Annotated in this window: 23 protein-coding genes and 4 tRNA genes; 17 read left to right on the top strand and 10 right to left on the bottom strand. The window is 34.2% G+C overall.

The annotated features are described in order from the left end of the window. Window positions 1-30: 30 nt before the first annotated feature. Entirely contained in the window at window positions 31-981 is a 951-nt protein-coding gene (locus IPN70_01010; GenBank protein QQS61498.1) for a glycosyltransferase family 2 protein, read from the bottom strand. Between the two features lie 175 nt (window positions 982-1,156). On the opposite strand from IPN70_01010, the gene IPN70_01005 reads away from it, so the two are divergent. Beyond that, entirely contained in the window at window positions 1,157-1,546 is a 390-nt protein-coding gene (locus tag IPN70_01005) for a hypothetical protein (GenBank protein ID QQS61497.1), read from the top strand. A 13-nt stretch (window positions 1,547-1,559) separates the two neighbouring features. Then, on the top strand, window positions 1,560-2,318 hold the full coding sequence (locus IPN70_01000) for a PrsW family intramembrane metalloprotease (GenBank protein ID QQS61496.1): 759 nt from the start codon (window positions 1,560-1,562) through the stop codon (window positions 2,316-2,318). A gap of 206 nt (window positions 2,319-2,524) precedes the next feature. Here IPN70_01000 and IPN70_00995 read toward each other — a convergent pair whose 3' ends face one another. The 6 genes from IPN70_00995 to rpmE form a co-directional block, all read right to left on the bottom strand. Beyond that, window positions 2,525-2,794 (bottom strand): ferredoxin, encoded by a 270-nt coding sequence (locus IPN70_00995; GenBank protein ID QQS61495.1) that lies wholly within the window; start codon window positions 2,792-2,794, stop codon window positions 2,525-2,527. A gap of 31 nt (window positions 2,795-2,825) precedes the next feature. Then, window positions 2,826-3,191 (bottom strand): SUF system NifU family Fe-S cluster assembly protein, encoded by a 366-nt coding sequence (locus tag IPN70_00990; protein QQS61494.1) that lies wholly within the window; start codon window positions 3,189-3,191, stop codon window positions 2,826-2,828. Window positions 3,192-3,197: 6 nt separating this feature from the next. Beyond that, window positions 3,198-4,436, bottom strand: a complete 1,239-nt coding sequence (locus tag IPN70_00985; GenBank protein QQS61493.1) for an aminotransferase class V-fold PLP-dependent enzyme — start codon at window positions 4,434-4,436, stop codon at window positions 3,198-3,200. A 410-nt stretch (window positions 4,437-4,846) separates the two neighbouring features. Beyond that, a complete protein-coding gene (locus IPN70_00980; protein ID QQS61492.1) occupies window positions 4,847-5,779 on the bottom strand; it encodes a peptide chain release factor N(5)-glutamine methyltransferase in 933 nt (310 codons plus the stop codon). A gap of 4 nt (window positions 5,780-5,783) precedes the next feature. Further along, window positions 5,784-6,869, bottom strand: a complete 1,086-nt coding sequence (prfA, locus tag IPN70_00975; protein QQS61491.1) for a peptide chain release factor 1 — start codon at window positions 6,867-6,869, stop codon at window positions 5,784-5,786. A gap of 153 nt (window positions 6,870-7,022) precedes the next feature. Continuing rightward, complete coding sequence (rpmE, locus tag IPN70_00970; protein QQS61490.1) at window positions 7,023-7,364, bottom strand: 50S ribosomal protein L31; 342 nt, start codon at window positions 7,362-7,364, stop codon at window positions 7,023-7,025. A gap of 266 nt (window positions 7,365-7,630) precedes the next feature. Here rpmE and rpsB point away from each other — a divergent pair, with 266 nt between their 5' ends. The 10 genes from rpsB to IPN70_00920 all read left to right on the top strand — a co-directional run bounded on the left by rpsB (window position 7,631) and on the right by IPN70_00920 (window position 13,027). After that, a complete protein-coding gene (rpsB, locus tag IPN70_00965; protein ID QQS61489.1) occupies window positions 7,631-8,434 on the top strand; it encodes a 30S ribosomal protein S2 in 804 nt (267 codons plus the stop codon). Window positions 8,435-8,446: 12 nt separating this feature from the next. Then, window positions 8,447-9,034 (top strand): elongation factor Ts, encoded by a 588-nt coding sequence (locus IPN70_00960; GenBank protein QQS61488.1) that lies wholly within the window; start codon window positions 8,447-8,449, stop codon window positions 9,032-9,034. A 21-nt stretch (window positions 9,035-9,055) separates the two neighbouring features. Beyond that, window positions 9,056-9,802: a tetratricopeptide repeat protein gene (locus IPN70_00955; GenBank protein QQS61487.1), complete on the top strand. Its 747-nt coding sequence runs from the start codon at window positions 9,056-9,058 to the stop codon at window positions 9,800-9,802. 74 nt (window positions 9,803-9,876) lie between these two features. Next, window positions 9,877-9,949: transfer RNA gene (locus IPN70_00950), tRNA-Thr, on the top strand. A gap of 53 nt (window positions 9,950-10,002) precedes the next feature. Next, a tRNA-Tyr gene (locus IPN70_00945) sits at window positions 10,003-10,085 on the top strand. A gap of 294 nt (window positions 10,086-10,379) precedes the next feature. Next, window positions 10,380-10,452: transfer RNA gene (locus IPN70_00940), tRNA-Thr, on the top strand. 30 nt (window positions 10,453-10,482) lie between these two features. After that, window positions 10,483-10,647, top strand: a complete 165-nt coding sequence (gene rpmG, locus IPN70_00935; GenBank protein ID QQS61486.1) for a 50S ribosomal protein L33 — start codon at window positions 10,483-10,485, stop codon at window positions 10,645-10,647. A gap of 76 nt (window positions 10,648-10,723) precedes the next feature. After that, a tRNA-Trp gene (locus IPN70_00930) sits at window positions 10,724-10,794 on the top strand. 277 nt (window positions 10,795-11,071) lie between these two features. Further along, window positions 11,072-12,319, top strand: coding sequence for a hypothetical protein (locus IPN70_00925; protein ID QQS61485.1), 1,248 nt, complete (start codon window positions 11,072-11,074; stop codon window positions 12,317-12,319). Window positions 12,320-12,322: 3 nt separating this feature from the next. Continuing rightward, window positions 12,323-13,027 carry an ABC transporter ATP-binding protein gene (locus IPN70_00920; GenBank protein QQS61484.1) on the top strand — a complete coding sequence of 235 codons (705 nt, stop codon included), beginning with the start codon at window positions 12,323-12,325 and terminating at the stop codon, window positions 13,025-13,027. A gap of 69 nt (window positions 13,028-13,096) precedes the next feature. On the opposite strand, the gene IPN70_00915 is transcribed toward IPN70_00920, so the two are convergent. Continuing rightward, the gene (locus IPN70_00915; protein ID QQS61483.1) at window positions 13,097-13,507 is read right to left on the bottom strand and encodes a phage integrase N-terminal SAM-like domain-containing protein; all 411 of its coding nucleotides are present in this window, start codon (window positions 13,505-13,507) and stop codon (window positions 13,097-13,099) included. Window positions 13,508-13,618: 111 nt separating this feature from the next. Here IPN70_00915 and IPN70_00910 point away from each other — a divergent pair, with 111 nt between their 5' ends. Next, window positions 13,619-14,440, top strand: coding sequence for a class I SAM-dependent methyltransferase (locus tag IPN70_00910; GenBank protein ID QQS61482.1), 822 nt, complete (start codon window positions 13,619-13,621; stop codon window positions 14,438-14,440). Window positions 14,441-14,724: 284 nt separating this feature from the next. On the opposite strand, the gene IPN70_00905 is transcribed toward IPN70_00910, so the two are convergent. Further along, the gene (locus IPN70_00905; protein QQS61481.1) at window positions 14,725-14,919 is read right to left on the bottom strand and encodes a hypothetical protein; all 195 of its coding nucleotides are present in this window, start codon (window positions 14,917-14,919) and stop codon (window positions 14,725-14,727) included. A 292-nt stretch (window positions 14,920-15,211) separates the two neighbouring features. Between IPN70_00905 and IPN70_00900 the strand changes: the two genes are divergently transcribed. From IPN70_00900 to IPN70_00890, 3 genes are all read left to right on the top strand, one after another. Continuing rightward, entirely contained in the window at window positions 15,212-15,910 is a 699-nt protein-coding gene (locus IPN70_00900) for a hypothetical protein (protein ID QQS61480.1), read from the top strand. 201 nt (window positions 15,911-16,111) lie between these two features. Further along, the gene (locus tag IPN70_00895) at window positions 16,112-17,125 is read left to right on the top strand and encodes an alpha/beta fold hydrolase (GenBank protein ID QQS61479.1); all 1,014 of its coding nucleotides are present in this window, start codon (window positions 16,112-16,114) and stop codon (window positions 17,123-17,125) included. A gap of 25 nt (window positions 17,126-17,150) precedes the next feature. After that, the gene (locus IPN70_00890; protein QQS61478.1) at window positions 17,151-17,837 is read left to right on the top strand and encodes a phosphatase PAP2 family protein; all 687 of its coding nucleotides are present in this window, start codon (window positions 17,151-17,153) and stop codon (window positions 17,835-17,837) included. A 146-nt stretch (window positions 17,838-17,983) separates the two neighbouring features. Here the strand turns inward: IPN70_00890 and IPN70_00885 are convergent, their stop codons facing one another. Next, the gene (locus tag IPN70_00885; GenBank protein ID QQS61477.1) at window positions 17,984-18,379 is read right to left on the bottom strand and encodes a hypothetical protein; all 396 of its coding nucleotides are present in this window, start codon (window positions 18,377-18,379) and stop codon (window positions 17,984-17,986) included. Between the two features lie 490 nt (window positions 18,380-18,869). Between IPN70_00885 and IPN70_00880 the strand changes: the two genes are divergently transcribed. Continuing rightward, window positions 18,870-19,298 (top strand): YggT family protein, encoded by a 429-nt coding sequence (locus IPN70_00880; GenBank protein QQS61476.1) that lies wholly within the window; start codon window positions 18,870-18,872, stop codon window positions 19,296-19,298. Window positions 19,299-19,679 lie beyond the last annotated feature (381 nt).

Genomic DNA, 19,679 nt, shown 5'->3' with positions numbered 1-19,679 from the left:
AATGGTAAATTTTTTTATTTCTTTTTCTCTTTATTTTTTATAGTGTTCTTTTTTTATGCGATAGAGAAGATCTTCCGTGAGCCGTCTTGAGCTTCGGATCATGTCTGCTATAAAGGCAAAAACTGTAAATTGAAGACCTACGACAAAAAGTGCAAAAGAAAAAAGAAGCCAATTTCTATAGGGAGTTATTTTGAATTCTTGAAAATAGAAAAAGAGAAAAACAAGGAAAATACTTACCGCTATAAGCATCATAATAAATCCAGGAATACCAAAGAACTTGAGAGGACGAACATCTCGAATAGCCTTTATAATAATACTAAAACTATTGGAAACGAATTGTCGAATCGTTCGAACGACGCGAGATTTTCGATCGACGAAATAGGTAACGTGAACAGGAACCCATTCAACTTTGAGATTTTTTCCAATAGCATCGATTATTGTTTCTTGTGTGTAGGTAAAATCTCCTGGGAGATTGAGGCGGAGCATAGTTTCACGATTTAAAGCCCGAAATCCACAAGTGAGATCGTTAATTTTTGTTCGAAGAAAGCCACCGACGATGCGAGCTGCTAAGCGATTAAGAGCGTCTTTTATCCAAGGAATATTTTTTGCTTCTTTTCCTCCAAATCGATCAGCTACTACCATGTCAGCCTTTCCTTTCAGAACGGGATCAAGAAGCAAGGGAATGTCTTTAGCATCAAACTGACCGTCAGCATCTATATTAACAAAGTAATCAGCTCCATTTTCTAATGCAATCTCTATAGCTGTTTTGAATGTTTTTCCAATTCCTCTGTTGGTTGAATGGGAATATACAATGTCTGCTCCGGCCTTTTTTGCAATTTCTGCTGTATTATCTTGACTTCCATCATCAATAACTTGAATAAGGATTTCACTTAAACCCTGGAGTTTCCTTGGAAGTCCTTTAATGGTTTTAGCTATAACCATTTCTTCATTAAATGCTGGAATATTGATGATAAGTTTCATACAAACAATGAATAGAAAAATAAAAAATAGACATCTAAACTTTATCAAAAAAAAGCTAAAAAAGCAATAGAAAATAATAGAGAAATGTTTTTTTGAAAGGACGAAAAGAAAATTTTAATAGAAAATTATTGTTCAGTGTGATATTCTAAAAAAAGTAATCTCTAAGTGTAAAAAAATGGAAAGTCAAAATGAGAATCAAGGACAGACTGTAGAGAATTTTTCTTTTTCAGACGGGAATGCTACGCAGGAGTCACAAGAAGGAAAAAAACCATTTTTTGTGGCACAGGGAATACCGGCGGAAATTCCCACTAGAGAGAGTGGAAATATCTATGGAATATTTTCTCTTATTTGCGCTGCTTTGTCTTTGCTTTCCTTTCCTATTCTTTTAGGTCCGATTGGGATTTTTCTTGGTTCCTTGGCTAGAAAAAGAAACAAAAAAACATTAGGATTGATTGGTATGATACTTTCTGTCATAGGCATGATTACTGGTTTTATTTTTGGAGTTGTAATAGCGAATCTTCAAGAAAAGGGACTTTTAAGTGGATCAATTTCTGCAATTTTTTAAATCGATTTAGGCTATGCAATCAATACCCATTGTTTTCTTATATGGATTTTTTGTTATTCTTCCTGTATTTTTTTGGTTTTGGTTTTTTGGTCGACGAGATAGAGCTGAACCTGAACCAAGAAAGTTACTTTTTCAATTGTTTTTGTGGGGATTCCTGGCTGCAATAATTGCTTTTCTTTTGGAAGTTTTTTTGAGTGAGATTTTTTATGGAGAAGATAATTCAGACGTTAATCTTCTTAATAGAACTGAAATAATGTCCATAGCCTCATTGGGAGTACTTATTCTATTTGTTGCTATAGAAGAAATTGTAAAATTTTTTATTCTTAAAAAAGTAGTATATTATTCAGAGCATTTTACGCAGATTATCGATGGAGCTCTTTATGGAATTTGTTTGGCTTTGGGTTTTTCTTTTATTGAAAATACTGGATATTTTTTTGATGTTTTATTTGGTGAATATACCATGAGGGATTTGATAGGTATTTCATTCTTACGTTCTTTTATGCCTCTTCTGCTTCATATAGTGGCTACGGGTATTTGTGGTTTATATTTGGCAAGAAAAAAATTCAGCCCCGAACATTCTCAGAAAAATATCATAAAAGGTCTTTTTATTGCTATAAGCATGCATGGTATTTTTAATATCTCCGTATTAATGACAGAAAGTCCAATAAATTTTTTCATTGCGTTGGCTGTTCTCTTTCTAGGTTTATTATTTTTATTGAGACAAATATCTAAAGGAGAATCAAAAATGATATGGAAATTGATTTATAAATAAAAGTATATTTTCTCTTACAATCTTCAAATTTTCGCTACAAATTCGATAAAAATTTGAAAATTTCATATACGAAAGGAGATTGGTAATAGTCCTATGAAAAAAATTCAATCAAAAAAGATGATTCTCACTTGGTGTGGAAATCATCTTTTTTTGAGTATGAAATTCTCCTTATTTTTTTGAATCTTTATTCGTTTCTTCGGAAAAATTTATTCAGGATAAACAGTACTCCCGTCTTTATTTTTGATAATAATAGCTGCAACGGGGCATGCTTTTGCAGAATCAAGCAAAGCCTCTTTATTTTCTTGATCAATACCATTTAAAATAAGAGCCTTTCCTTCTGCGTCGAGCTCAAAGGATTGAGCTGCAATTGCTGTACAAATACCAGCACCAATACATTTTTCTTTATCTACGGATACAGTCCAATCATCCTTTTCTACGGGACCAAATGGTTTTCCACTGTCTTTGAGATTGCTCATAAAGATTTTTTCTTATTTGATTACAGATTCTTTATACTACTTTTTTTATGACTTTGTGAAGGGTCTCCAAAGGAAGAAGAGCACATTTGATTCGTACTATACCAACATCTGTTCCTAAAATTTTGATCATATCTTCTTTTGTGAGTCTCTGAATTTCTTGAATAGGTTTCTTTTTTACATACTCTGTAAGGAGAGATGCTCCTGCTACGGAGATAGCGCAACCCTTTCCAGAAAATCGAATATCCTCGATTACGTCATTTTCAATTTTGACAGACATAGTAAGGATATCGCCACAAGATAAGTTTTCAATAGTTTCTGTGGAAGTGGCATTTTCAAAAGAACCAAAATTTTTTGGATTTCGATAATGATCAAGAATAATTTCTTTGTAAATATCCATAATTATTTAATGAGAAGGAAAAAACTTTTTTATTTTTTCAAGTCCATCGATAAGTCGTTCGATATCACTTTCGTTGTTGTAGATAGAAAGTCCGATACGAATAGTCGCTTTGTGTTCGGTGTGCATCCTTTGGTGAAGAGGCATGGCACAATGAGATCCTGCGCGAACACAAATCCCTTCTTGTCCTAAAAGTTGAGCAGTGTCGTGAGGATGAATTCCAGAAAGAGTAAAAGAAAGAATTCCAGAATGTATTCCACTGGAAGGTTCGGGTCCATAAAGAATAATATCTTGGCCAAAATGTTTTTCAAGCTCATTCCAAGCAAAAGCACTTAATTGTTTCTCATAAAGGGCTATGGTATTTCTTTCTTGAAAATCAATAAAATCCAATGCTGATCCAAAAGCAATAATATCTGCTATGGAGGGCGTTCCGGCTTCAAATCGATGGGGAGGTTTTTGAAAAGTGCTTTCATCGTCTGTTACCGAAGTAACCATTTCTCCTCCATAAAGAAAAGGATCAAGTGTGTCGAGATATTTTTTCTTTCCATAAAGAATACCAACTCCTTTGGGGCCAAACATTTTGTGTCCGGAACACGCAAGAAAATCACAATCCAAAGATTGGACATCTATGAGGCTATTTCCAGCTGACTGTGCGGTGTCGAGAATGGTTATAATATCTGGATTTTTTTCTTTGGCTATTTGAATGAATTTTTTTGCATCGAGTATAGTTCCAAAAACATTCGACACATGAACAAAGGAAAATATTTTTATATTTGTATCAATATTTTCTCGAATAGAATCAGGGGAAATTGTTCCATTCGAATCAAAATTAATAATACGGAGTTCAAGGCCATACATTTTACAAAGCTGTTGCCATGGGACAAAATTTGCATGATGTTCCATTGCTGTTATGGCTATGCCATCTCCTTTTTTGAGTTTAGGAAGGAGGACTCTAGCGAGTAAATTTATGGATTCGGTGGTATTTCTCGTGAATATAATTTCATCTAAAGAGTGTGCGTTAAAAAAACGAGCTGATTTTTCTCGTACCAATTCCATTTCTTTTGTAGCTCGCTCAGAAAGTGGGTAAAGTCCACGGGCTACGTTAACGGGATAGTTCTCGTAATATTCACAAAGTTTATCTATCACTTTCTTGGGAACAAGTGTGGATGCAGGACTGTCTAAATAGCACAGATTCGGATGGTGAGAGAAAACCGGAAATTGTTCTTTGATTGTTTCGAAAGGGGACATATCACGTGAAAAATTGAGAATTTAAATAGGGGGTTAATAAGAGAAAAAAATGCGACGAATCGAAAAAGGAAAGAATGAGTCGTCGCAAAGAAGCTTATATTTCGGGAGATATTCTTTCACCCAATTTCCGTGGAGGGGGTTCTTTACTTTTTCGTAGCGCGATCCTTTTGGATTCTTTTCTTTTTTTGAGTATTGTTTGAATGAGGGAGATTGCCAAGAAGTAAAGAACAGTTCCGATAAGGAAAAGGATGGAAGAGAAAACATGAGTATTTTGAGACATGCTTTTACCCTCCTTACATTTTTATGAAAGTACTTAGTAATTATAGGTTACTCTCTTTTTAGTTTTTTGAAAAGCGGTTGTAGAGTTAGTAGTAACGGGTAATACTTGGTATGCTTAGGGGGCAATACTGTTAACTGCGTAGAGCGTCAAGAGGAATTTTTCTTGTGTTTTGAATCTTTATTGTGGCCATTCGCGGACGACTGGAAAGATCATTTTGTATGGAAATGGTGCTTTTGGGAAAATATGTTTGAGTTTGGGATTCAAAAAAATCTTTTTGGGTGGTGTCCCCGAAGAATTCGCAAAGAAGTATAATTTGATCTGGAAGTTTTTCTCTATTTTTCGAGAGTTGCCGAAAGAGTCGGCGATAGTGTTTAAGGCCGTCTTTTCCTGAAATAAGAGCTTCTTTGGGCTCAAATAAAATACCTATACTTTCTTTGTGGGAAGATGCTTTGTTGTAGAAATGATCTGGAATATAAGGAAGATTGGCAGTAAGAATAAGAAGTGAATTTTTTTCTAAGGAGGGTATTTTTTCTAAGAAATCTTCTAAAAGATTACTTTTTTTAAAAATAATTGAGTTTGAAAAAGAATGAATTCTTGCATTTTTTTTGGCTACAATGAGAGACTTTTCTGATATATCAAGAGCAAACGTCTTTGGTCTTAAAGAAGGAGAAATGTGATGTAATATTGCAATCGGAATACAACCACTCCCGGTTCCTATGTCGATAAGAATGTTTGTTTCAAATTTCTTTTTTTTCAAAATTTTGAGAGATTCTTCTACGAGAAGTTCTGTTTCTGGACGCGGTATGAGAACATCCTTGTTTACAAAAAAATTTAAATTAAAAAACTCTTTTATTTTTGTAAGATAGGCTAAAGGAATGCCTGATTGTCGTTTTGAAAAAAGAGTTTTAATTCTTTGAAAATATTGTTGAGGAAGAATTTCTTCGGGGTGCGCTACTATATGCTCTCGTGAAACTCCCAAAATAAAAGCAAGGAGAATTTCTTTTTCGTGTCTTTTGACAGGGGGGTTGAGAAGAAGAATATCTTGAAGACGAAGGGATTTCATACAATTAGAGACGGTCCTTTTTGTTTTGTATTTCCCACTTTCTTTTTGTATCTTCTTCGCGAAGCGAATCAAAAATATCATCTACAAATCCTGAAAGAATAATTTCAATATTACTCCAACTTTTTTTGATTCGATGATCAGTGATGCGATCTTGTGGAAAATTATATGTTCGTATTTTCTCACTTCGATCACCAGTTCCTATTTGAGATCGACGCTCATCCGTTCTTTCTTTGGCGAGACGTTCTTCCTCTAGACTAAGAAGACGAGATCGCAAAACTCGCATAGCTTTTTCTTTATTTTTAATTTGAGATTTTTCATCTTGACAGGTAACGACGGTGTTGGTGGGTATATGGGTAATACGCACGGCACTGTATGTGGTGTTGACACTTTGCCCTCCTGGTCCAGACGAACAATACGTATCAATACGAAGATCTTTGGCCTCTATAACAATATCCACTTCTTCTGCCTCAGGGAGAACGGCAACGGTTGCTGTAGAAGTATGTATTCTTCCAGCTTTTTCTGTTTGAGGAATTCTTTGTACGCGATGAACTCCAGATTCATAGCGTAATTTTTCATAAACAGGAGATTCCTTTGATCCGTGGATTTCAAAAACAATTTCTTTGAAACCACCTAGCTCTGTTCCATTGGAATGGATTATAGACGTTTTCCATCCTAATCGCTCACCATAACGTGTGTACATGCGAAAAAGATCCGCAGAAAAAAGGGAAGATTCATCACCGCCAGCACCAGCACGTATTTCAATAATAACGTCCTTCTCGTCATTGGGATCAGGGGGAAGAAGTGCTTTGTTGAGATTTGTTTCTAATGTTTCAATCTCTGCTGAAAGAAGAACATTTTCTTCCATAGCCATGCTAGAAAGTTCAGCATCTTCTCCAGAGTTAATGATATCGGCATTTCCGCGCATTTGATGACGAAGTTTTTCAAGTGCATCCGCGAGAGAAAGTATTTCTTCCAAACGAGATTGTCTTCGTCCAAATTTAGCTAGATCTGAAGGACTAGATTCTCCAGAAGAAAGATGCTTTATGATACTTTCGTATTCTTCTCGAAGTTTTTGGATGGTTGAATTCATAAAAAAAGAAATAAAAATTTAGAGTAAAAAGCAAAGAATGTAAAAAGTAAAAATTAAGAAAGTAATAAATGTATTTTTTAGTTTACGACTCAAATAGAAAAAGAGCAACAAAAAAACGGTCGAAAAGACCGATTTTTTGATTTCTGTAAGAAGTTATTTCTTTGTTGCGGGACTCTTCTTCTTTGATACTTTTTTAGATGGCTTTTTGGCCTCTTCTTCAATCTTTGTGCTTCGAATTTCTTCGCGTTTCTTCTTTTCTTCTTTAAGTCGAATGTCTTCTTCTTGCTTTTCTTGAGCCTTTTGAGCCATTCTTTTGAATCGATCTACTCGTCCTGTGGTATCAAGAGTTTTCTTCTTTCCAGTATAAACCGGATGACAACTGGAACATATTTCTGTTTGAATTTTCTCTTGAGTGGCACCAACAGAAAGAGCAGCGCCACAAGAGCAAGTTGCTTCAATCTTAGTAAAATAATTTGGGTGGATATTATCTTTCATACTTTCATTTAATAGGACTACCGAAAGAGGATAACATGTCTTTTTTGGTTTGACAAGAGCAGATGTATTCTTTATATTGAAACACAGAGTGGCTTTGTTGATTGCAGACACTCTTGTTTTCTATTCAAAGAGAGTGTGTATTAATTTGTGTGAGAGGTTTATATAATTATATAGTACATTCTTTGTTTCGACACCGTTTCCTGTCCGAAAAATCGGATTATCGGTGATAACAAGAAATGAAGAAGGTGCCCAAAGGAAAAAAGCATATGAGTACGAAAGAAGAGAAAGATATCGTTGTCACCAAAAGTGATGAGAAGGGTAAAGAAGTGGAAAAAATAGAAGAGCTTTCTATGGAGAGCTTGTTCAAGGCAGGTGCTTATTTTGGACATAAAAAATCTCGAAGAAATCCAAAGATGGATGAATTTGTATTTATGTATCGAGAAGGGGTAGCTATTATTGATTTGAAAAAAACATTGCATCAACTACAAGACGCATTACGTTTTATCGAAGAAACAGCTTCTTCTGGAAAAATGATTTTATTTTCAGGAACCAAAAAACATATTCAATCTTTAGTAAAAGAGAAGGCTTCGGAAGTTGAAATGCCTTTTGTGAACGCTCGTTGGTTAGGAGGAACTTTTACAAACTTTGATGCTATTCGATCTCGAGTACGATATTTAATTGATTTGGAAGAGAAGCTTGCACGAAATGATTTTGCTAGCTATACAAAATTAGAACGTTTGAAAAAGCAAGAAGAAGTGGAAAAAATGAATGAAAAACTCGGAGGACTTCGCACTATGACGGAAACTCCAGGAGTTTTATTTGTTACGGATGTAAAAGAAGACAGTCTTGCTATAAAAGAAGCAAAAATAGCTCGAATTCCTGTTGTTGCTATTGTTGATACGAATGACGATCCTGCGGGAGTTTCTTGTATTGTTCCTGCAAATAACGATGCCATTTCTTCTGTTCGATTTATTTTGAATCAGGTCGTTAAGGCTATCAAAGCTGGAAAAGCTCGTCGTACGAAATCCCCTGAATCTTCAAAGAATATTCAAAATACCAATAAAAAATAAGAAAAAAATTATATGGCAATTACGATGGAGCAAATTAAATCTTTGCGAGGACGAACTGGAGCCGGTGTAGTAGATGTAAAGAAGGCTTTAGATGAAGCGAATGGAGATGATGCTAAGGCGCTTGAAATTCTCAAAAAACGGGGACATGATAAAGCTATAAAAAAGGCCGACAGAGATGCTTCTGAAGGAATTATCGGACAATATGTTCATTCTAATGGAAAAATTGGTGTCTTGGTAAAGCTTTTGTGTGAGACTGATTTTGTTGCAAGAAATGAGGAGTTCGTAAGTCTTTCTCGAGATATTGCTATGCATATTGCCGCAATGGATCCAGAGTGTCTTAGAAGTGAAGATGTTTCCAATGAAAAAGTTCTTAAGGAAAGAGAGATTTGGACAGAGCAACTTAAGAATGAAGGAAAGAAAGAAGAGATTATTCAAAATATTCTTCTTGGAAAAGAAAAGAAGTTTCGAAATGAGCGAGCTTTACTTTCTCAATTTTTTATCAAAAACCCCGAAATGACGGTCGAACAAATAATAACTGAAAAAATCTCTCGAATGGGAGAAAATATTCAAGTTGGAGATTTTATTCGTTACGAGTTATAACAGGAGGTTTTTCAAAAACGTATGTCCTATTGGAATTTTATCATTCCGCCCATTATTTTCTTTCTTTCTCTTTTTTTTCTTATAAAAATTTTTAGAAAGAAAAAAACTGAGAGGGAAACGGTTTTGCAAGGTAGGGCACCCTTTGGAAATTTTAGTTCAGTTTCTCAAAAATTGAGTCGTTTAGGACCTCAATTAGTTGGGAAGAGTGGAGGATTTTTGGATTTATTTGAAAAAAAAATTACTTCATTTTTTTCAATTCTTTTTCGAGGTGTGAAGTTTGTTTTTAAAGTATTTTTGAATATATTTTTCAAGAAACAGAAAACGACGGACAATAGCATGAAAAAAGTCTTTTCTCGGAAAGAACTTTATGGAGAATCAAAAGATTTGAATAGGGAAGTAAAAGAAGGGATGTCAGAAAAGGAAATGTTTCTTGATCGCAAGAAAGATGAAGCAATGGACGTTGTAAAATCTGAAGAGGATATCGTTTCTCGTCCTATGGTGAGTGATATGACGAAACCTTCAAGTTCCAAAAAACGTGTACTTTCGAAAAATGATTATGAAGAGGCTTTAATTGGAAGGATAGCGCTGAATCCTCGTGATATATCCGCCTATGAATCTCTCGGAGACTTTTATATTGATCAGAGAAATTTTGAAGATGCCTTGGAATGCTATAGACAAGTGATAAAATTAGATCCTCAGCATCGGGGTACTAAGGTGCGGATACGAAGATTAGAAAGAGTCCTTGCGCATGATCAATTTTTACATTAAGGTAAAAGTAAGATTTCTTTGCAAAAAAGAAAAGTTTCTGATATGGTAGGGAATGTTTTGGAAAATATGTTCCCGCCACCTTAGCTCAGTTGGTAGAGCAACGGTTTTGTAAACCGTGGGTCGTCGGTCCGAGTCCGACAGGTGGCTCAAAAATGATAGAAGAAAGGGGAGTTTTTTGTTTTTATAGAGAGAAAAGACTTGGGTAGGTGGCGGAGTGGTCAATCGCAGCAGACTGTAAATCTGTCGACTTCGGTCTACGGGGGTTCGAATCCCTCCCTGCCCACAAAGCATATTTCATTTTGAAATATGTAGTAGTTTGTACATTAGAGAGAAATAAGAAGGGAGAAAAAGGATTCGAACGGGGAGGAGTGAGTCCTCGAATGTCGATGAACGCGAATGTGTGAGCGTTTAACGCTACGTGAGGACAAAGGAGTCCGTTTCCGGACGACACGAAAATCCCTCCCTGCCCACAAAGCATATTTCAAAATGAAATATGTAGTAGTTTGTACATTATTATCTGAAAAAGATAGAGAGAGTTTGAATTTTTGAATAAAAAAGAGTTTTTGACCGAGCATTTGCCGTTGTAGCTCAGTCGGTAGAGCATCTCCATGGTAAGGAGAAGGTCACCGGTTCGAATCCGGTCAACGGCTCACAATTAATTATTGATGTAGAGAAAACATATGGCCGTTAAATTGAAAGAACGAATAGTAAAATTTCGTTGCTCAGAATGTGAGCACATTACTCATTATTCCAGAAGGAACAAGAAGAAATTGAAAGAGAAATTGGAACTTTCCAAGTATTGCAAATTTTGTCGCAAGAATATTCTTCACAAAGAGCTCAAATAAAGAAATCACCCTCTTGTCGAGGGTGTTTTCTTGAACAAAAAAGAATTTTCATATACAGTAAAGAAGTTCTTTTTTTGCGGGATTAGTTAAATGGTATAATGGCGGTCTCCAAAACCGCGGTTGGGGGTTCGATTCCCTCATCCCGTGCTGATAATAGAAGAAAAGACGCCATTGTGGCGTCTTTTCTTTTATATTGCTTTTGGAAAGGGAATCGAACGGGGTAGGAATGATGATCCTCCTCGAGTGTTGATAAGCGCAAATAGGGGGGCGTTTAATGCTACGTAAAGACAAAGAAGGAGTTCGTTTCGGACGACACGGACGAAACGAAAATCCCTCATCCCGTGCAAAATAGAAAGAGATTTTTTTAATAAGAATATTTTTGTATGGGGAAGTGCTAAGTGAGAACTCGTGCTATAATAAAAACATGAATATTGTCGAGTTAAAAGTAGGTTTTTTTCTGGCCTATCGTCAAATCAAACGGTCTAATTTTTGGATTACATCCTTAATCATATTGGTGATGATGGTCACGTTTCTTAATCTTGTGGTTATTAGCGGAATATTAATTGGACTTATTGCTGGTTCTAGTAATGATTTCCGAAGCCATTATTCCGGGGATGTTTTTGTTAAGCCAAAAACAGAATATAAGGTTATAAGAGATACTAATAAAATTGTGAGTATGGCTGGGGGATTGCCAGAAGTTTTTGATATTAGTACGCGTTATCTTTTTCCAGTCTCTCTCGAGAATGACTATAAGACACAGCTTTCTGAGAATAAATCAAAAAATATTTCTTCAACTGTTCTGGTTGGTATCACGCCCACCAATGAGGATAAAGTTACTGAGTTAAGCTCTTTTTTGGTTGAAGGTGATTTTTTATCAGAGAATGACACGAATAAAATATTGGTTGGGAGTAGTCTTTTGAGTCAATATTCTGATGCATTAAGTCAAAATACAATTAAAAATGTGAAAATTGGTAGTAAGCTTAGGATGACTGTTGGTGATAATAATTTTCATGAAGTTATCGTTAAGGGAATAATCAAAATAAAAGTGGGCGATGTGAGTCAGCGCATATTCATGAATAAGAATCATATGCTAAACCTGACCAATTTAGATAAAAATGATGCCAGTGAAATAGCTATCACGATTAATCCAAAGGTGGAATCATCTTTCGTGAAGGAGAGCTTGCAAAATAGTAAAATGGACGAAAGTGTCTTAGTGCAAACATGGGAAGAAGCTCAAGGAAAATTTTTTAAAGATCTTTCTACAACCTTTACTATTTTGGGAAATGTTATTGGAACTATTGGTTTGGTGGTTGCTTCGATAACTATCTTTATTGTTATCTTTATCAATGCTATTAGTCGCAAAAAATTTATAGGAATTTTGAAAGGTATCGGTGTTAGTGGGGGAACTATACGCTATTCATATCTTTTTCAATCTATTTTTTATGCCACCATCGGATCAGCTCTTGGTTTGGTAATACTTTATGGTTTTTTGGTGCCCTATTTTGACAAAAACCCGATTGATTTTCCATTCAGTGATGGTATTTTAGCGGTTACGACTGCTGGTACCTTGTGGCGATTAGGATTGCTTTTTATAGCTACTTTGATAGCGGGATTTTTGCCTGCGCAGATTGTTATAAGAAGAAATACTTTGGATTCTATTTTAGGGAGATAGCTTATGTTAAATGCAGAAAATATAATTAAAACTTTCATCACTGGTGAAATTGAACAGAAAGTACTAAAGGGGATTAACTTAAAAGTTGAGAGTGGTGAATTTGTTTCCATCATGGGAAGGTCAGGCGCGGGAAAGAGTACACTCTTGTATATTTTAAGTTTATTAGATGAAACTCCTTCAGGAAAAGTTTTTATTGATAATGAAGAGATAACTTTATTATCTAGTGATAAGGCAGTTAATTATCGTCTGAATAACTTCGGATTTGTTTTTCAGGAATATGCTTTATTGCCAGAATTGAATGCTTTGGAAAATGTTGCTTTGCCATTACTTATGCGTGGAGAGAGAAAAAATAAAGCTTATACCATAGCCAAAGAATCACTCATTCAAGTGGGTTTGGAAAATAAAGCTGAAAATTTTTCTAGTCAGCTTTCGGGAGGTGAACAACAACGTGTTAGTATTGCCAGAGCGGTGGCGCATAATCCTAAGATAATTTTTGCTGATGAACCAACGGCTAATTTGGATACTCAGCGTGCCTGCGAAATTATGAATATTTTTATTGATTTAAATAAAAAAGGCCAAACCATTATTATGGTGACTCATGAATTGGAATATGCTCAGTCAACCCATCGTATTGTGGAGTTACGCGATGGCTTAATCGTCAATGATCGAAGAATGTTGGATCCTAAAACGCTTCTTTGTAGGTTATAGTAATCTTTTTATTGGGGAATGAAGAAATTTATGTTTTGGATTTTTCAAAGATACAATGATTTTTTTATTTCAATTCGTGACAAAACGATAGGTAATCCCTTTGGTTTTTTTTGCAGATTGAATTTCAATTTTCTGTATATTTTTTGCAATATTTCGATAATAAAACTTGATTGCATTTAAAAATAAATTTCTGCTTTGAGGTGAGATTTTATTATATTCGCAGTGGAGCAAAAAATTTTTAATATCTTCTTGGTCAAGCTCGGGGTAATTATTAAATTTGAAGGAAAAGTATTCTCGCAAACCGTAAAGGTAACTTTTTATAGTTTTTGAACTGTAGTTTTTGATTTTTAGTTCTCGCTCGAGTTTATTAAGTTCAGTTTGTATAATCTTTTGAAAAATATTAAAATTAATGTAGTTTTTATATAATAATAATTTATAAAAATTTCGTATAATATACAATATATTAAATAATTTACGCAAAACAATTCGTATAATAACGAGTTATATTCAATATTTTTCTGGGGCTAAGAGAAAAGATAGTGCTTGGAATTTTCCACTACATTTATTAACTTTACACCATTTATTATTCTTATGATTAATTTTTCAAAACTTTGGAACAAAAGTGGAAAGCAATATCAAGAATATGCCTTAAACTTTCCACAATACAAGCAGACCAACGAAAAGCTTGTTCAAATTGCAGATATTATGCCCAATCAAATAGTCGTTGATCTTGCTTGTGGAACTGGTTTGACTACGAAAGAAGTTTTGAAAAATTGTCCTGATGTTGAAAAAATTTATGCAATTGATTTTTCAGAAGACATGATTAATGTCGCTAAAGAATTTGTTCAATCAAAAAAAGTTGCTTTTATTGTTGCTGATGCTCAAGATTTAGATAAATTCATTTCAGAAAAAGTGGATGTGGTTATTTGCAATTCTGCCTTTTGGCAATTCCAAAATCAAAATCAAGTTCTTCATGCGATATCCAATATTCTTAAAGATAACGGAAAGATTATTTTCAATCTAAATCAACAATTCTTTGATTTTGGAAAACCGGAACCAAATCAGAAACTCTTAATTGATACGATTTTTTCTGAAATGAAGAAAAGAGGTTATAAGCCCAGCAACAAACTTAAGCCAAAAATTGGTAAAGAAAAAATTGAAGAGTTATTTTCTTACGCAGGATATATTCTTGAAAAGACTGAAACCTTAAATATTGGGCCAAGAAAATTAGATGACTTCTTCAATTTTTTCAAGATTCCAGCAACTGCAACTTTTTTTGAAAATGTATCAAAAGAAAATCAAGAACAAATTCTTAGCTCTGCTTATGAAAAACTGAAAACTCAATTTACACAAATCGAGAATAATAAATGGATTTATTTTGTGTTTAAGAAAATTCCAAGCAATAATGATTAACGCCCCAGAAAAATACTCTGAAATTTTCCTTCGGAACGTTGCACTAAATTTCAGCCCTTCGGGGAATATAACAAGGGATATGAGGTTACGAAGTCTTGCAGACTTCTTCACCCAAATCGTGCTACGCACGACTTCTCATATCCCTAACGTTATATGAAATAGCCCAAATAATTTAGTGCGGTAGAAATGATTTTTGGCAAAGAAAAAAGGTCGCGAATAATATCAACGACCTTAAAGAAAATCACAAATATTTGATAATTAGAATGCCCTTTTTTGAAATTTTTTTACTGAGCCTTGTCCCGTTCTTCATCTATCTCGTTGGCCATTTCGGTCATCCAGCTCATGTCGCCGTCTTCGGTTGAGTCTGAATTGCATGCTCGACTGAGGCACTCCAGACAATTCATTTCCTCTGGGAATGGGCATTTGGCCTGCATTTCCTTTGTGACTGTAAGCAATACGACGGGTTGACTATTTTTCATTGAAAGAACCTCCCTTGTTTAGGTTTATTGTATGCAAAAATTTAGCATCATACTATCATAGCAGAAAATAGATAATATGTCAATAGTAGATTAAAAAAATTTCAAAAAAGGGCTTATAATAAGGAAAATATTTGTGATTTTCTTTTCTGTTCCACCCAAATTGCGCTATGATAAAGCAAAGTTTGGTGATATAATCAAGATAAGAGAATATTGAAAGTTTTTGCCAATAAATGCGGGCGCAACTTCAGATATTCGGAAACGTTATGTGAAATAATTATAATTTTTTACTCTTATGAAAAACAATTTTTTTCGAACCGATTTGAATTTAAAAGGTCGTTGGTGGCATAGACTTCTATTTATCGTATTCATTATTTGTTTTATAGCCCTTCTGGGCGTTAGTATTTTAAAAAGTGTCGATGATGCTCAGCTTCCTAAGTATAGTAGTGTTGGAATGCTGTCGGAACGCATGGACGATAAAATTCGTTTAATTGGAGATTTGATAAAACCAGATGAAAAGGTCGCTGTATATGAGTATAATTTATATGGCACAAATAACGGAAAATCATTTTATAGTGGAAATGGTGGCTGGCTACTTAAACAGGAATATTATTGCGCAAAAAATATATCCAACATGGTTGAGGAAATTTCAGCCAAAACAGGAGTAAATTATTACAAGGGCGACCTTAATATCGTCCAATTAAATGAATTTAAAAAATATTTGTCGCAAAACAATGCTCAATGCGTTCAAGTTCTTGAATTAGATTCATTTGAGCGCTATGGCAATGTAAAAAAGGCATTATTATGGGGGCTTGAAGCGGATGACATGGCTGTATGGAAAGTGTCAATTATAAAAACCGTCCTTTCAGTTTTGCAACAAATATTTTTTATCGTCCTTGGCTTTCTTATAGTGATGGTCATTTATTACAAGATTGTTCTTTATATAATATTCGGTTCGAAAAAAATTAATAATAAGGATGGTAAAAAATTATAAATACATCAGCTAACAGCTTGTACGAGACTGAAAAGAAAAAAGAGTAAGGGGATTCGAAAAAACTTCATTAGTGCAAAAGCTTGATATATAGTGAGTGACGCGATAAATTCTCTCCACCCGTTCGGCTAAATAAAATCAACTAATATTAGGTTGATTTTTGTTTTGTGGTAGAATTGTAATATACATTCAAATATTTTTACAATGAAAAAGGGAGGTCTATTTTTATTTATTGTTCTCATTGGAGTGGTATTTCTCCTTATTTTTAATAATTCAAAAATGGAGGACCCTGTTGAGGATGTACAGGTTGAAGAGGCCTTGCTTAATACTCCAGAAGAGAAAAAAGAAGAGTATTTCTCAATGGCAATTGAATCGCTGCGAAAACAAGAATATTTAGGTGGTGATTTTTTTATTGAAAAAACACTTGCAAATGGTGCTAATTACAAGCAATATATAGTCTCCTATAAATCTGAGGAGCTGAAAATTTTTGGGCTTTTGACTGTGCCATTAGCATTAAAGCCAAATGACGGTTTTCCAGCCATCGTATTTGTACATGGGTATATTCCTCCTGCGCAATATTCCACGACGGGAAGCTATCCCAGTTATCAAGCCACATTGGCTAAAGCTGGCTTTATTACGTTTAAGCCAGATCTTCGGGGTCATGGGCAATCAGAAGGGGAAGCAATCGGTGCGCATTTTTCAGAAAAATATACAATTGATACACTTAACGCTATAGCGTATTTAAAAAACTATAAAGACGTTGATCCAGATAAACTTGGTTATTGGGGTCATTCCAATGGTGGTGAAACGGGTTTGCGTGTAGCGGTCGTTTCTAAAGATATTAAGGCTTACTCTCTTTGGGCTGGGGTTGTAGGAAGTTATGTGGACGAACTGGAAACGTATAATGATAAAATCTCTTTTATGCGTGGATCAAATCCGCTTGTCGAGAAGTATGATCTACCAAGTCAGAATCCAGAATTTTGGGACAAAATAGATCCATATACATATTTGGATGATATTTTTGCACTTATTCAACTTCAGCATGCTACTGGCGATAAGAGTGTACCAATTGAACTTTCTAGGCATTTACATGATGAACTTCAAAAAAAAGAAAAAAAAGTTGAATATAGAGAATATCAAGGTGATGATCATAACATAGGACAGAATTCATCTCTTGCCTGGGAGAGGACAATACAATTTTTTAGGAATAATTTATAATATGAAAAAATTTTAATACCATATTATGCGAAATTTCTTTGATCAAATGTTTAAAAATGTTTGGAATATATTTTCTGGATATAATTTGCCTTGGCATTTTTTGGCGATTATTTTGACGTATATTCTCGTCGTTTTTGGCTTTGACTGGAAAATTTTTACCCACGTAGTTACTACTTTTTGGCGTGGTTATTTTTATATTGCTTTAGTTCTTGGAACTATAGCACCTTTTCTATTTCCACTCATTTTAATTTTAATGGGCGTTTTTCTGAAGAAAGTAAAAATATTGACAGTCGGATTGGCGGTTTTACAAGCTGCTATCTTAGGAAGTATTATTTCCAGTTTTTATAAAGTCTTTACTGGAAGAGTTCAACCACCTGCACATATACATAATTCACTTATTGATATTGGCAATCTAGTAGATAATAGTAATCAATTTTTATTTGGCTTTTTTCGACACGGAATTTTTTGGGGTTGGCCTTCTTCTCATACAACCATCGCCTTTGCTATGGGAATTGCTATTTTTGTTTTATTTCCTAAAAATAGAATTATTAGATTCTTAGCTCCCATTTATGCTTTCTATATCGGCATTGCAGTCTTTGTTACGAGTATTCATTGGTTTTCCGAATTTGTAGCGGGCGCAATTATTGGATCAGTTATCGGTATAACAGTAGGAAAAAGTTATTTAATCGGAATGAGAGCGAAAATAAATTAATAAAACCCAACAGCATAGTAGAAAAGATTGGAATATGGATATCTTGGTTATTTTTCTCAAATAAAGTTTTAATGTTTATATTAGCTCGTGACGATAAAAAACACCCTTTAGGGTGTTTTTTATGAAGTCTTAAGTGTAATAATATTTTATTTGAGAACTTTTTTGACTTCTTTGGTCACCTGAGAAGTATTTTCAGAAAGTTTCTTCTTGGCATCTATAGCGAGCTCGCTTATGGATTTCCAGTGCTTCTTGAGATCAGCTGACAATTCATCAATCTCGATTTGGCTAGCCTTATTATCTCGTTTGTATTCTTTGGCTACAGTGTCAATAATGGCTAAATAAATGGGTTCGGTGATTTCGTGGGCTAATTCAAGTTTCTCGATGACATCACCTCTCATTTTAATGGCCCATGCTTTCGCGTACTGGCGATGTTCTTTACCCTTTGGTCCAAAGAAGAAATAGGCGGTTGCTGCAATTCCAGCAAGACTTGCACCCATTACTGCTAATTTGAGAGTTGTTGATTCGGTTAATTTCTTTGACATACGATTCTAATAATTTTTTACATTTCTATGAACGATGCACAAATTTTTTTATAGAGATTTTTACTTACCCTAATGAAATAAAAAAGTGCAATTGAGAGCAGTGCGATTATACTAATCAAAGGTGTATAGAAGAAATAAAAAAGAAAATGTGTCGGCCTTCACAATCATTTCTATATTCTTTGACACTCTACGCCACAGTTTACTTCATAGTATAAAAACTGGGGCACAGTTTTGGATTATAAAATTTTACAGCTTTGCAGCAAATGAATGACGATTATAAATTTAGCTGTTATGATGATATTTTTTTGAGTCATACATATCTGCAGATGTTAATGATACAGTATTCAAGCATTTATATTTCCTTTTTTATATTTTCTATTAAGATCGATACTGATAGCGTGCTGAATTATTTTGTTCAGGGAGATTTTATATGTTTAGTAAAAAAATAATGAAATAATTTAAAAGAGAACTATTGTTGGAATGGTGAAAAATGTCACAATTCTTAATAACCTTCAAAGTTTTTTCTTGTTCGGAAATTGACGATTATTTCAAAAAGAAATATAAAACTTTCTCCTTTGTATCAAAGGTGGATATTGATTTTATAATGCATAGTAAGTTTATGTTAGGAATTATAAGAACGTTGGTGAATATAGTCTTTGGCATCATTGAATTTTTGCTGATGTTTCGTTTTGTATTTATTTTTTTTGCAGCCAATTCGAGTACACCATTTGTAGTTTGGGTTTACGGTGTGACGGAGTCCCTTGTTAGCCCATTTGTAAGAATCCTTCCCGATTTTAATCTCGGAGGATTTTTGGTCGATTTTGCAACGCTGGTAGCGCTTGTTTTGTATGCCTTTTTTGGGTATCTTCTTTTGCAATTATTTTCTTATATCGATCCTAGAGATCGCAGAGATCTGTAATCGTTTTTATTGTTACAATTTTTTACATTATATCTGGAATTGGAGTTTTTTTATCCTTTGTTCAATCTTATTTCGAATTCATCAAAGAAAATAGAAAAAGAGGAGAAATGAAAAAATAGGTTAATAAAAAATTTTGAAGAGAATTTTTGCGCAGAATAGGTATAACACTCATTTATTGAGTGTTGTTTTGTGAAAAAAGTCGGACCTTATAAATAAATAATACCTTCTTATTTTTATACCGTTTGAGTTTTGCTTTATGTGGTTTTCTTAGAGGATTGAATACGTTTGGAATCGTTTATATATCAGGTGAAGGAGTGCAGATTTTGACAAAAGTGGAAAAAGATAGCATTGTAAATTTTCGTACCTTGTAAAAAGAAATAA

The sequence above is a fragment of the Candidatus Moraniibacteriota bacterium genome (genome assembly GCA_016699795.1).
GTDB lineage: Bacteria > Patescibacteriota > Minisyncoccia > Moranbacterales.
This window is presented reverse-complemented; position numbering and strand designations above follow the sequence as displayed.